Origin of the sequence: Bradyrhizobium sp. AS23.2 (assembly GCF_001908185.1) — a bacterium.
In the GTDB taxonomy this organism is placed as follows: domain Bacteria; phylum Pseudomonadota; class Alphaproteobacteria; order Rhizobiales; family Xanthobacteraceae; genus Bradyrhizobium.
The window spans coordinates 19,081-32,793 of sequence record NZ_LGHM01000116.1; the positions used below are offsets into that span (position 1 = coordinate 19,081).

Annotated in this window: 8 protein-coding genes and 1 pseudogene; 5 read left to right on the top strand and 4 right to left on the bottom strand. The window is 63.5% G+C overall.

From position 1 onward, the window contains the following. The first annotated feature begins 8 nt into the window (after positions 1-8). Positions 9-410: a PTS sugar transporter subunit IIA gene (locus tag AC630_RS24440; RefSeq protein WP_024339151.1), complete on the top strand. Its 402-nt coding sequence runs from the start codon at positions 9-11 to the stop codon at positions 408-410. After that, positions 407-733, top strand: coding sequence for an HPr family phosphocarrier protein (locus AC630_RS24445; protein ID WP_074120994.1), 327 nt, complete (start codon positions 407-409; stop codon positions 731-733). Before AC630_RS24440 ends, AC630_RS24445 begins: the two co-directional genes overlap by 4 nt. Before the next feature lie 124 nt (positions 734-857). Here the strand turns inward: AC630_RS24445 and AC630_RS24450 are convergent, their stop codons facing one another. Continuing rightward, entirely contained in the window at positions 858-2,483 is a 1,626-nt protein-coding gene (locus tag AC630_RS24450; RefSeq protein ID WP_074120995.1) for a glycosyltransferase family 39 protein, read from the bottom strand. A gap of 115 nt (positions 2,484-2,598) precedes the next feature. Between AC630_RS24450 and lepA the strand changes: the two genes are divergently transcribed. Beyond that, the gene (gene lepA, locus AC630_RS24455) at positions 2,599-4,410 is read left to right on the top strand and encodes a translation elongation factor 4 (protein ID WP_074120996.1); all 1,812 of its coding nucleotides are present in this window, start codon (positions 2,599-2,601) and stop codon (positions 4,408-4,410) included. 368 nt (positions 4,411-4,778) lie between these two features. Here the strand turns inward: lepA and AC630_RS24465 are convergent, their stop codons facing one another. Together AC630_RS24465 and AC630_RS24470 are read right to left on the bottom strand one after the other, a co-directional pair. Next, entirely contained in the window at positions 4,779-6,023 is a 1,245-nt protein-coding gene (locus tag AC630_RS24465) for an acyltransferase family protein (protein ID WP_074120998.1), read from the bottom strand. An 86-nt stretch (positions 6,024-6,109) separates the two neighbouring features. Beyond that, a complete protein-coding gene (locus AC630_RS24470) occupies positions 6,110-7,258 on the bottom strand; it encodes an AraC family transcriptional regulator (protein ID WP_143198275.1) in 1,149 nt (382 codons plus the stop codon). An 820-nt stretch (positions 7,259-8,078) separates the two neighbouring features. On the opposite strand from AC630_RS24470, the pseudogene AC630_RS24480 reads away from it, so the two are divergent. Both AC630_RS24480 and AC630_RS24485 read left to right on the top strand, forming a co-directional pair. Beyond that, positions 8,079-9,675 (top strand): annotated as a pseudogene (locus AC630_RS24480) (glycoside hydrolase family 17 protein). A gap of 137 nt (positions 9,676-9,812) precedes the next feature. After that, a complete protein-coding gene (locus tag AC630_RS24485) occupies positions 9,813-11,033 on the top strand; it encodes an MFS transporter (RefSeq protein ID WP_074121000.1) in 1,221 nt (406 codons plus the stop codon). A gap of 10 nt (positions 11,034-11,043) precedes the next feature. Here AC630_RS24485 and AC630_RS24490 read toward each other — a convergent pair whose 3' ends face one another. Next, entirely contained in the window at positions 11,044-13,710 is a 2,667-nt protein-coding gene (locus AC630_RS24490; protein ID WP_283808449.1) for an Ig-like domain repeat protein, read from the bottom strand. Between the last annotated feature and the right edge of the window lie 3 nt (positions 13,711-13,713).

Sequence of the window (13,713 nt, forward strand, 5' to 3'; positions counted from 1 at the left end):
TTTTTCCGATGATTGGTCTAGTACTTGTGACCCACGGGCGCCTTGCCGACGAATTCAAGGCAGCGCTTGAACATGTCATGGGGCCACAAAAGCAAATCGAAGCGATCACGATCGGCGCCGAAGATGATTCCGATCTCTGTCGAAGCGACATCATCGAGGCGGTTAACCGCGTCGATTCCGGCGACGGCGTTGCGATCCTCACCGACATGTTCGGCGGCACGCCGTCCAACCTTGCGATTTCCTGCATGAGCCGGCCCAAGGTCGAAGTGCTCGCGGGCATCAACCTTCCCATGCTGGTGAAGCTCGCCAAGGTGCGCGAGGAGCGTTCGCTGCCCGACGCGATCGCGATGGCCCAGGAAGCAGGCCGCAAATACGTCACCATCGCCAGCCGCGTGCTCGCCGGCAAATGAGCGAGCACGCGCCACTCGGAAACCAGGCCGGGACGGGCGTGCCCGCAGGAGCGATTTCCAAAGAGCTTCTGATCATCAACAAGCGCGGCCTGCATGCCCGCGCCTCCGCGAAATTCGTCCAGGCGGTCGAGCGCTTCAACGCGCAGGTGTGGGTGACGCGCGGCGGCGAGACCGTCGGCGGCACCTCGATCATGGGCCTGATGATGCTCGCCGCGGGACCCGGCACGACCATCACCGTCGCCGCCGCCGGCGCTGATGCCGAAGCCGCGCTCGCGGCGATCACCGAGCTCGTTGAGAGCAAGTTCAACGAGGAAGGCACTTAGGCGGCTGCGCCCATGAAGGCGCCGTAGGGTGGGCAAAGGCGCGACGCGCCGTGCCGACCATCTTTCTTTCCTGTGAGAGGTTTTGGTGGGCACGCTTCGCTTTGCCCACCCTACGGCGCCTCGATCACTTCGCCGGCGGCGCGATGTAGATGTTCCAGCTCATCGACGGGCCGGCCTTGCCGTGGGTGAAGCGGCGCGTCGTCATCACCATGCGCTCGGCATTCGGCGCGGTCTCGGACACCCATTTCTCGAACGCCGGCAGGCGGCCGTCGGTCGGATCGAACACGCCGATGAAGCCATACTTCTTGACGTCATCGCGCGAGGTCAGCCCGGAATCCCAGGCTTCGATCGGCATGAGCGCGGCCGGATGATCGGGGCTGTAGAACACCAGCGGCTGGATCGATTCCATGGTGCCGGCGACGATCGCCCAGCGCGAGCCGAAGCGCTGGCGCCAGGCCTGCGTCAGCTCGCGCGCGAGATCCGAGCGCGCGCCATAGGTCGCCGTGTTGCCGGCATTGGCCGCCATCTCGCGCGCGGCGATCCAGGGCGAGGCGGCAAGCGTCGCCACGCTGAGCACGAGCCAGATCGCGGCGATGTTGAAGAGGGTTGCGCTCTGCACCCGTAGCGCAGGGATCGCGACCAGCGCGAGCGGCACCAGGAAGAACAGCGAGATGCCCCAATCGGTCTTCATGTAGATGCTGAAGGCGAGCGCGCCGAGCGGCGGGCCGATCGCGACGATGATCTGGATGATCCAGACATTGAGCGCTCGCGACAGGTTGACGCCCGGATTGACGCCGCGCCCCCATGCGCGCGTGACGATGCGCAAGGGCGAATGCAGCAACAGCGTGAACCACTGCGGCACCAGCGCCATCGCCAGCGCGGCCAGCGCCACCGGCAGCGCCAGCAGTGCAAAATTATGCAGGGCGTAGCCGGCGACGAGCTGATGCACCTGGCCGCTGTCCTCGAGGCTGTAGGTGTCGCCGGCATAGGTCAGCGGCACGAAATGCACGTCCGCCAGCCAGACGATGTGCGGGATCATCGCCACCACGAGCGTCGCGATCGCAATCCACGGCGCCGGCGACAACAGGAATCTCAGCCGCTCCGGATGGATCAATGCGGCAAGGCCGATGGCGCCGATCATGGTCAGCACCCAGTATTTGGTCATCAGCGCCAGCGCGCCGGCAAGCCCGAGCCAGATGCCGGACTGCCAGCTTCGCTTCTCGAAGGCGTTGAGATAGGCGAGCACCAGAAGCGGCAGCGTGACGAGCTGCAGCAGGTCCGCGTTGTACTTGAAGCCCTTGAAATTGAAGATCGGGTAGAGCGCGATCATCACCACGACCAGGAACGCGCGCCTTGCGTCCACCACGCGCAGCGCGACCAGCCAGCAGATCACCATGCCGACGCTGTCGGTCGCCATCGCCAGCGCATAAGTCGCCCAGTCCGTCGGCGGGAACACCTTGAACCAGAGGCCGGCGACCCAGCCCGACAGCGGCGGGTGCTTGCCATAGCCGAGCAGGAATTTCTGCCCCCAGCCCCAGGCTTCTGCGACGTCCATGTGAACGTCCTGCGCTGCCTTGAGATTGATCAGGATGAAGGTCCAGAGCACCGCATGCAGGATGGCGAGCTGGATCACCAGCCAGAGGCTGGCCTCGGGGCGGGTCGCGCAGGCAACCAGCCAGGCCCGGAAACGGTTGTAGCTCACCCGGGTCTTCGTACGCGGCCTGGCGGCGGGAAGAGAAGTGGTCGACATGGGGCGCTTGCGTAGCGCGTTTTCGGCCCTGTTGGAATCAGCTTGGCGTGAAGAAAGGCCCTGAAAATACAGCAATATGGTTGCCGCACGGGGATGTGAGTGGTATCCCGCGCCCATGACGACCGTCCCCATTTCCAACATCCGCAATTTCTCCATCGTCGCCCATATCGACCATGGCAAATCGACGCTGGCCGACCGCCTGATCCAGATGACGGGCGGCCTCTCCGACCGCGAAATGGCGGGCAAGGAGCAGGTGCTCGATTCCATGGACATCGAGCGCGAGCGCGGCATCACGATCAAGGCGCAGACGGTCCGGCTCTCGTACCGCGCCAAGGACGGCAAGGACTACATCTTCAACCTGATGGACACGCCCGGCCATGTCGACTTCGCCTACGAGGTCTCGCGGTCGCTGGCGGCCTGCGAGGGTTCCCTGCTGGTGGTCGACGCCAGCCAGGGCGTCGAAGCGCAGACGCTCGCCAACGTCTACCAGGCGCTCGACAACAATCACGAGATCGTGCCGGTCCTGAACAAGGTCGATCTTCCGGCCGCCGAGCCCGAGAAGATCAAGCAGCAGATCGAGGACGTCATCGGCATCGATGCCTCGGAAGCCGTGATGATCTCGGCCAAGACCGGCCTCGGTGTTCCCGACGTGCTCGAAGCGATCGTCACCCGCCTGCCGCCGCCGAAGGGCGACCGCGACGCCACACTGAAGGCGCTGCTGGTCGACAGCTGGTACGATGTCTATCTCGGCGTCGTCGTCCTGATCCGTGTCGTCGACGGCGTCATGAAGAAGGGCCAGCGCGTCCGCATGATGGGCACCGGCGCGGCCTACGACGTCGAGCGCGTCGGCTTCTTCACGCCGAAGATGCAGCAGGTCGACGAGCTCGGGCCCGGTGAGATCGGCTTCATCACCGCCGCGATCAAGGAAGTCGCCGACACCCGCGTCGGCGATACCATCACCGACGACAAGAAGCCGGTCGCGGACATGCTGCCCGGCTTCAAGCCGGCGATCCCGGTCGTGTTCTGCGGCCTGTTCCCGGTCGACGCCGATGACTTCGAAACGCTGCGCGCCGCGATGGGCAAGCTGCGCCTCAACGACGCCAGCTTCTCCTTCGAGATGGAGACCTCGGCCGCGCTCGGCTTCGGCTTCCGCTGCGGTTTCCTCGGCCTGTTGCACCTGGAGATCATCCAGGAGCGGCTGTCGCGCGAATTCGATCTCAACCTGATCGCGACCGCGCCGAGCGTCATCTACAAGATGAAGCTCACCGACGGCCAGGAGATCGAGATCCACAATCCCGTCGACATGCCCGACGTGGTCAAGATCGCCGAGATCGACGAGCCCTGGATCGAGGCGACGATCCTCACCCCCGACGAATATCTCGGCAGCGTGCTGAAGCTGTGCCAGGACCGCCGCGGCTCGCAGAAGGAGCTCACCTACGTCGGCTCCCGCGCGATGGTGAAATACGATTTGCCGCTCAACGAAGTCGTGTTCGACTTCTACGACCGCCTGAAGTCAGTCTCCAAGGGCTACGCCTCGTTCGACTATCATCTCACCGACTACAAGCCGGCTGATCTCGTCAAGATGCAGATCCTGGTCAATGCCGAGCCGGTCGATGCGCTCTCCATGCTGGTGCATCGCACCCGCGCCGAGGGCCGCGGCCGCGCCATGGTCGAGAAGATGAAGGAGCTGATCCCGCCGCACATGTTCCAGATCCCGATCCAGGCGGCGATCGGCGGCAAGGTGATCGCGCGTGAGACGGTCCGCGCACTGCGCAAGGACGTCACCGCGAAGTGCTACGGTGGCGACATCACGCGCAAGCGCAAGCTTCTGGAGAAGCAGAAGGAAGGCAAGAAGAAGATGCGGCAGTTCGGCAAGGTCGACATCCCGCAGGAAGCTTTTATTGCCGCGCTGAAGGTGGATAGCTGAGGCGACCGCTCAGGCCGCCTAACGAATACTTCAGCCGCCGTCATGCCCGGGGCTTGCCGTCTTCGCTGAAGCTTCGCCGGCCCAACACCGGTAGCCCGGCGAAGCCTTGGCGGAGCCGGGTCCCGGGCATCCACGTTCTTGGTGCCGCGCGGAAGCCCTGGATGGCCGGGTCAAGCCCGGTCATGACGACGACGGCGAAACCCAAATTTCGTGACGAGACCAGGTCCGGCCTAAACCTTTCGCGACCGGGCAACAAAAAAATCTCGAAAACAACCCCATGCACAGTAGCCGGCACCTTGTTGGCATTGCGCTTTTTCGTTTTTGCGAAGTCCGTTTGACTCGTCGGGCAAAACACCCGCAGAATGCGATCATGGCACAGCCGGGCCGGTGACCGCGGCGGCAGGCGCCGTTTCGCGCGGCGCGCGGCGGCCATTCAACACCACGCCGACAAAGGTGAAGCGCACCAGCAGGTGATAGCTCGCAAGCATCGGGGGCAATGCAACGACGAGGATGATTGCGAACTTGATCGGCCCGGGCCAGTCGAGTTGCGATACCGCGACCTGCAACGCCATCACGATCGGCGTGTGGATCAGATAGAGCCAGTAGGACGCATCGGCGAGGTAGCGCCACGTCGGACTGAAACCGGACATGAACCGGAGCGCGAGACCGAGGACCGCGAAGGTCGAAATCCAGATCGCCGGTGCATACAGGATGGCGGAGACAAGCCTGAGCGTGGCGGAGCTGAGTGGCAGTCTTGGCGCACCCGGCGCGGACGACGTCACACCGGAAAGCACGAAGTTGATCAGGATCAGGCCAACCGCGAGCAGGAGGTGCGGAAACCAGCGTCGCTCGAGGAGCCGCAGCAGATCGATCTGCCGATGCAAGAGCCAGCCGACGCCGAATGCCGTGCCGAAGCCGATCCAGGCCTGCGCGTTGGTGACAAGTGATTGATCCGGCGTCCTCACCCCCATCGCAGTGATCCATCTTTGGTCGAGGCTGAAAGCAATGCCAATCGGAATCGCCAGAACCGGGGTAGCCAGAGGATTGCGCATGATCCATGCGAAGAGACGGTCAAGGACCGTTCGCAGAGTGCCGGACGCGTCGAGCCAAGCGATGACGCTGCGCAGCAGCAGCATGGCGACATAGAGCTCGAGCAACACATAGAGAAACCAGAGGTGGACGAGGGGGAAATTCGGCAGCGCCGGCGGCCAGCCGCGCGCGCCGGAGGTCGGGCCGCCATTCGCCAAGCTGGACGCCCAGATCACGATCAGTGCCATGGGCGTGAACACGATCGGCCAGCCGATCACGAGCGGCAGCCCGATCCTCTGCAGCCTGTCCCTGACAAAGTCCCAGGCTCCGCGGCGATGAAAACTCATGCGGGCGAAGAACCCTGCCATCAGGAAGAAGGTCGTCATCCGAAAGACGTGAATGGTGAATGACAGCAGGCCCAGGGCCACGCTCGGATGGGTATCCTGGATGAACCAGAGCCTCGGGACAGGCACGAATGACATTATTGCGTGCAGGACAATGCCGAGCAGCAGGGCAAAACCCCTGACAGCATCGAGCGCGTGCAACCGTTCCGATACAGGGGTGGCAGCGGCGAGAGGGGACATGGACGGCTCATGCTGGCTAGAGAGGATCTTCTGCCAGACAGTTTGCCCAATCACGTCAGGGGCCTCTCGCCCGATGCGGAAATCGGCTAGCCGATTTCTTGACGCCGCTGGCCGATTTTGCGGTCGCGATCGGCGTCGGGTGCCGTTTGCGCCGAGGTCAGGGCCTCGCGACGGAATTCGCTCGGGGTCATGCCGGTTTCGGCCTTGAAGGCGCGATTGAAAGGTCCGATCGACTGGAAGCCGGCATCCATGGCGATGGTCAGCACCGGCACCTCCCGCTGCACCAGGTCGGACAGCGCCAGCTTTGCATCTTCGATGCGATAGTGATTCAGGAACGCATTGAAGTTGCGATAGCCCAGTCCCTCGTTGATCGCCTGGCGGAGCCGGTACTCGGGGACGTCGAACCGTGCCGCGAGCGTCCCGATCGAAAGACCTTCCTGCCTGTAGATGCGCTCTACCGTCATCAGATGGTCGAGGCGCCGGAGCAGCAACGGGTCGACGACGATCCCTCCCCTGGCGGCACGATCGGCCCCGCGAGCTTCGCCGGATGCGATCGCCGCCGTGGCGTCGTTGACGGCCACGGCCGCCTGTGTGCCGAATGCGCCCAAGCCGGCGAGCATGGCCACCACGAACAGCCCAAGAGCGGTCGGGAGACTGCCGGGCGCGCCGGGGACTGCGACCGGAATCGCGGCGAAGCCGGCGCCGGCGACAGCCGCGATGAGCACGACATTGATCGCCAGCATCGCCAGCCGCAGCCGGCGGCGCCGCGCGACCAGATCGGCACGCCAGGTCTTGACCGTCTGGACCGCGGCCGCGAGTGCCAGCACTACGGCCACCGACGACAGGACCTTGCCGCCGGCCAGGGCCAAGGCGGGCCAGTTTGCCCAACCCAGCGTAATCGCAAACCCGACGGCAACGATCGCCAGCCAGAGGGCGCCGTGCCACCGCCTGAGCACGAAATCATCGTCGAACGCCGCGCGCGCCCACAGCCAGAAGACGGCGGGTTGCGCGGACAGGATCGGCAAGACCCACCACCAAGACGACTTGGGAAAAAACGGGGCAGTTGTGATGGCGTAGAATACGCCACCGGCAGACATGGCCATGCCCAGCAACGCCTGCTGACCGGTCGCGCGACGCAACAGCACCACGAGGATGATCATCAGGAACACGCCGCTCGTCGCGCCGCGAAGCCCGAGATCGATGGCAGTGAGCCCCATCGCGTTCACACCCTGCATGTCCCGCGTTCGAGACCCAACTCTCGCATTGAGTCCGTAGAGGCACAACCCAAACTTGCAGCCGCGGCTGCGACGGCAGCCATCATTCCGGCGTTCGATAAAGGCACGAAGCGCGCTGCCCGCCGCATCTGCGAGACATCGCTCGATTGATCGAAGAGGCACAGGGGAGACGTTCCGCTCGAAAACCCTCATTGCCGCGCTGAGAGTCGCTAAGCCCAAATCGTCATTCCGGGGCGCGCCACTTGGCGCGAGCCCGGAATCCATTTCTCCACCTTGCTTGCTGCACGATGAATTCTCAGATGCGCAATTGCGCATCATAGTTCGCGCTTCCGCCTTCGCTCTTCGAGCTTCGGCGGACAAGTCGCGCGCCCCGGAATGACGATCCCGCGAATATCTTGATCCTCACCACGAAATGGACTGCCACCACGCCGCTCGCGGCCGAACGGGCGAGACTCCGCGCGTAACCGCCAGCCATGCCCTCCGCTGGCAGACACCATCCGCGCGCACGATCAACAAAACCAAAAGCGCAGAGGAAAGCATGAGCAGGCCGTCGGGATTGACCTGAGTCAAAGGAGCTGAAAGCGTTTTAAGCGATTTTGAAACCGGTTGGGGCGGCCGAGGAGCTTCAATTTCTTGGTCCTCTTCCTTTCTTAGTCATCCAAACTCTAGCCGCATTGCAGGCACGCTTTGATGCAGTGCGACGCGCTCGCCAGATCGCGCAACTGAGAAAGTGACCACGATGGTCCATTGTCATCGGACAAGAGGGTCATTCGACGTGCCTGTGCCGCCCAATCCAGCGAGCGGGACGGAGCTGGTTTCCATGCGCACGCCGCTGACACTTCTTTTGATGTCGCTGAGCATTATCGCCTCCACGTGGGGCTGGTTGGGAATACCAGCCAACTTCGTGCGCACACCGATCGATCCGAATGACGAGGTGCAATGCATATCGTACGCCCCCTTCCGCAGGCATCAGACCTCACTTTCACCTGCGACGGAGGTGTCGCGGGAACAGATCGCGGAAGATCTCGCCCAGCTCGCGAAAATATCCGGCTGCATCCGCACTTATGCGACCGATCTTGGTCTCGACCAAATCCCGGGACTTGCGGCCAAGGTGGGTCTGAAAGTCATTCAGGGCATTTTTCTTGATAGGAATCAGGAAAAGAATCGGGCGCAGATCTCGACTGCGACACGCCTCGCCAGGGAATATCCAGGAACCGTCATTGCGCTCGTGGTCGGCAACGAGACATTATTGCGGAAAGATATAACAGCCTCCGATCTCGCCGCCACGATTCGCTCGGTCAAAACGCAGGTCACCGTTCCCGTCACTTATGCAGATGTCTGGGAGTTCTGGCTGAGCAATCGCGAACTTTATGACGCCGTCGATTTCGTCACAATTCATATCCTGCCATATTGGGAAGATGATCCGGTCCGAGCGGAATTTGCAGCCGCGCATGTTGACGCGATTCGTCGTCGGGTAGTGGCAGCCTTTCCGGGCAAGGAGATCCTGATCGGAGAAATAGGTTGGCCAAGCGAGGGACGGATGCGCGGCTCGGCGCTTCCGTCGCGCGTCAACCAAGCCCGGGTGGTCTCGGAAATCCTCGACCTTGCGCGGCGCGAAAATTTCCGCGTCAACCTGTTTGAAGCCTATGATGAATCGTGGAAGCGAGAGATCGAGGGCACCGTCGGCGGATCTTGGGGACTGTTCGATTCCGTGCGGCGCAGGCTGAAATATCCGGCCGGCATCCCGATCAGCAATTTTCCGCTCTGGAAATTGCAAATGTGCAGCGGAATGGCGTTGGCGACCCTAATATTCGGCGCGGCATGGCTGACCCTACGCCGCAAACCCAGGGATCCCGGGCCGGTCGCATGGCTTGCGGTCGGAATAACGGCAACTACAGCCGGAATCCTGTTTGGGGTGGCCGCCCAAAAACTATTCTATGAAAGTTACGGAGCAGGCGGCTGGCTTCTGTGGGGCCCACTTCTGCTGGCGGCAACCGCTTCGCCGGTGATCGGCGCGATTGCCCTAATGTCGGGTCGCCCAACGCCCAGTTTTCTGGAATTGCTGGGTCCGGAGGGCTACCGGACTGAATCCGCGCTGGCAATCATGCACGGGTTGGTGTGGATCACAACCATCGTGATCGGCACGGCGACCGCACTCGGCCTTATATTCGATCCGCGCTTTATTGATTTTCCTTTTGCGGCTCTCACCATGGCGGCGGTGCCCTTTGCAGCTATAACGCTGCTCAATCCCACCAAGAAAGAAAACCGCCCTCTGGCGGAGTCGATATTTGCCAACGTTTTTTTTGGCAGCGGCGATCTACGTAGGGATTAACGAAGGGCCGGCCAACTGGCAGTCACTGTGGACTTGCGCCGCCTATCTCTTGCTCGCGCTCACGCTGTGGCGCGTGCGTGCCTGAGAATGATTGAAAAGCCGGCAAGGGGCGGCCTGACAGGGTTCGCTTCCTGCGCACAGCAGGTAGCCTTGCCCTCTGCCGGCAGATAGGCCACCATCCCTGCGCGCACCGTCAACAAGACCAAAAGCGCGAGGAAACGCATGAGCAAGCCGCCGGGATTCGACTATGGCTGGGTGATCGTCGCCGCGGGCGCGCTGATGACCTGTGTCGGCTTCGGCACGATGCTCTCGCTCGCGGTCTTCCTGCAGCCGATCTCGGAATCGATGGGATGGTCGCGCGCCGGCGTGTCGGCGGCGGCGACGTTCGATTTCCTCTGCATGGGCTTTGCCGCGTTCTTCTGGGGCGCGCTGTCGGACCGTTTTGGCACCCGCATCGTGGTCCTCGCCGGAAGCCTTCTGCTGGGGCTCGGCCTCGTGACCGCGAGCCAGGCAACAAGCCTTTGGCAGTTTCAGCTTTTCTTCGGCGTGCTGATCGGAATTGCCGCCGGCAGCTTCTACGCACCGATGATGGCGCTCGCGAGCGCCTGGATCGAGAAGAACCGCAGCCTCGCGGTGGCGCTGGTCTCCGCCGGCATGGGCGTGTCGCCGGTGACGATCGCGCCGACCGCAAGCTGGCTGATCTCGACCTATGACTGGCGCACCGCGATGCTGGTGATCGGCATCGCCGCGTGGGTGCTGCTGATCCCGGCCTGCTTCCTGGTGCGTCCGGCGCCACGGACAGCCGGCCCCGCAACCGCGGACGCGGCGCCAGAGACAGAGCTGACCGCGGCGCAGGCGCTGCGCACGCCGCAGTTCATCGCGCTCGCCGCGGCGCATTTCGCCTGCTGCGCAGCGCATTCCGGCCCGATCTTCCACATGGTGTCCTATGCGATGGTGTGCGGCATCGCGCCGCTCACGGCGGTGACGGTCTACAGCGTCGCCGGCGTCTCCGGGCTCGGCGGGCGCCTGCTGCTGGGCGCGCTTGCCGATCGCGTGGGCGCAAAACCCGTGCTGGTCGGCGGCCTGTTCGTACAGGCGATGTGCATCGCGACCTATCTCGCGGTGGCCCAGCTCGGCGAATTCTATGCGCTGTCGGTCGTGTTCGGCCTCGCTTATGGCGGGGTGATGCCGCTCTATGCGGTGCTGGTTCGCGAGTTCTTCGGGGCGCGCATCATGGGCACGGTGTTCGGCGCGGTGTCGGCCTTTGCCAGCCTTGGCATGGCACTCGGGCCCTGGGCCGGCGGGCTCGTGTTCGACACTTTCCAGCAATACACATGGCTGCACGCCGGCTCCTTCGCGATCGGGCTCGCCGCCGTCGCGGTGGCGCTGAGCTTCCCATCCAAGCGCAAGCAACCGCTCGAGCTTGGCCGCGCCGCGGCCTGACGAGCGCGATCTACTGCGCAACGAAGGGCCATGACGCGCGGGCGCGATAGGTCCAGAGCCCGAAATTGCCACCGATGCCGCTGCGCTCGCCGCCGACAGCTATTTGCGCACCGTTGTCAAACTTCGCCGTCAGGCCGCCAATGGCGCGCGCCGACCAGCCATCAAGGATGACAAACGGGATTGCGCCCGGGGCCGGCGCCCCGGCGCTGTCGCCGTTGAAGTAATAGTCGCCGTAGACTCCGACGTAGGGCGTTAGGATGGTCGTAGCGGACCACGTCAGCGGATAGGCCAGTTTGACACCACCGCTGGCGCGGCCTGTCGAGAAATCGCGCGCTGTTTGCAGGGTGCCGAGCGTGTCGGTGTAGGCATTCTCGTGTTCCCACAACGCATAGACGCGCGCCGATGGCTCGATCTGGATACCGAAATTACTGTAAGCGCCGGTGAGCCCGCTTGTGACAAGCCAGCGGTTGCCTGCGAACGAACCAGCGGCCGTGCCTGCTGTGCCGTCGTACCCGATACCAGAATATGCGACCCCGGCGTCGAAGCGGATGCCCTGCGTAATCTTCCAGCCGAGATAGGAGCCAACGGTCCAGCCGTCGCCTTTCAGCCGGCCCAACAGAGCGTCCGAACGATAGTCGAAGGTCTCGTAGCCGCCGAGTACGCCCACCAGGAAATTAGGCGCAAATTTCCGGGTCAGACCGGCCAGCAGGTTGACCTGGTTGCCGTAAAGCACGGTTGCTCCGGGGACCGTCGACAAGTTGCCCCAGCGATCGAGCGTCGCCCCACGCACTTCGGCCCAACCCAGCCATTCTCTCGGCTCGGCGACACGGAGCGGCGGTGCCTTGGCGGGCGCCGCGTAGCCCAGCGCATTGAACGTGTCATCGAGGCGGGCGGGCGAACTGGACTGAGAGCCCAATCCGCGCCCGTTGCTCGCAAAGGTCCCGTTGGCGCTCGTAAAAGGATCATTGAACCGGAGAGCGGCATTCGCCGGCTGCGCCTCCGGATCGGCGGCGAAATTAAACCGCACACCACTGGCGCTGGGTGCGATGAAGGCCCCGCCTCCATTGAAGGCCTCACCAATTGCGCTGTCGATAGCGCCGGAGATCGCCTGCCCCGAAACCTGGGCCACAGTTGGCGTCACCAATACCTGCAACGCGCGCAGCTTGAGGCTGTCCGCGGGCGTGTTGACGGCCTGCGTAAGTGTCGGCGAGCTACTGGGACCGAAATTTCCGGCTCCCACGTAACTCGCCGTGATTGCGTGCGACCCGACCGTGAGCGACGAGGTGGTAAAGGAAGCAATGCCGGCAGCCAAAACCGCGGTGCCGATAGCAACGCCACCGTCGTTGAACGTTACTGTGCCAGCCGGCGTGCCGGCGCTGCTGGTTACCGTGGCGGTGAACGTAACCGCTTTGCCAAATTCACTCGGGTTGAGCGAGGACGCAAGCGCCGTCGCTGTGGCTGCTTGACCTACCTTCTGTACCAGCACGCTCGATGTGCTGGCTGCGAAATTCGCGCTGCCATTGTAAGTCGCAGTCATCGAATGTGGGCCGAGAGCAAGTGACGAGGTGGTAAAGACTGCCGTCGCCGCCCCACTCAACGGTACCGTTGCCAGCACCGTCGCTCCATCCCTGAACGTGACACTACCCGTTGCCGTGCCCGCCGAAACCGTGGCCGTGAGAGTCACGGATTGACCGAACATGCTGGGATTGAGCGAAGACGTCAGTGTCGTCGTCGTCGCCGCGGGCGCGCCCACCGTCGTCGTCACGCTCGAAGTATTGTTGGCGGGGTTCGGGTCGGTTGTGGTGCTTGTCACCGTCGCGGTGTTGGTCAGGATCGTACCCGCGACGGCGTTTACAGTCGCCACTAGCGTCAGCGTTTGCGGGGTACCGGTCGTGACCGTTCCAACCGTCCACACACCCGCGCTGAAGGTCCCCTGGCTCGGGGCCGCGCTCACAAGCGTCTCGCCGGCGGGCAGCACGTCGTTCACCGTGACGTTAGCAGCCGCGCCGGGCCCGGCATTGTTCACCGTGATGGTGTAGGTAATGGCTTGTCCCTGCATGACGGTTGCGGGAGCCGTCTTGCTAATCGACAGGTCGGCGCCGGTCGATACTGGCGTGACGGTTGCGCTCGCACTGTTGTTCCCGGGATTGGGGTCGAGTTGATCGCTGTGCGAGATCGTGGCCGTGTTCGTCTGTGAACTGGAGCCGACCACGGTGGCCTGCAATTGCAGTGTTTGCGGGGTGGCGGTCGTGACCGTTCCCACCGACCAAACCCCCGTACCGTTCACGTAGCTTCCCTGGCTCGGAGTCGCGCTCACGAACGACAAGCCGGCGGGAAGCAGGTCCTGCACGGTGACGTTGGTGGCCGTGGTCGGTCCCGCATTGCTCAAGGTGACGGTGAAAGTCACCGTGTTCCCTACGTTCGGGGTCGGATTGGACACCGTCTTTGTGAGCTGAAGATCGGCCTGGAGCGGCGTGACGGTTGCGCTCGCACTGTTGTTCCCGGGATTGGGGTCGAACTGATCGCTGTGCGAGATGGTGGCCGTGTTCGTCTGCGAACCGGAGCCGACCACGGTGGCCTGCACTTGCAGTGTTTGCGGGGTGGCGGTCGTGACCGTTCCCACCGTCCAAACACCCGTACCGTTCACGTAGCTTCCCTGGCTCGGAGTCGCGCTCAGGAA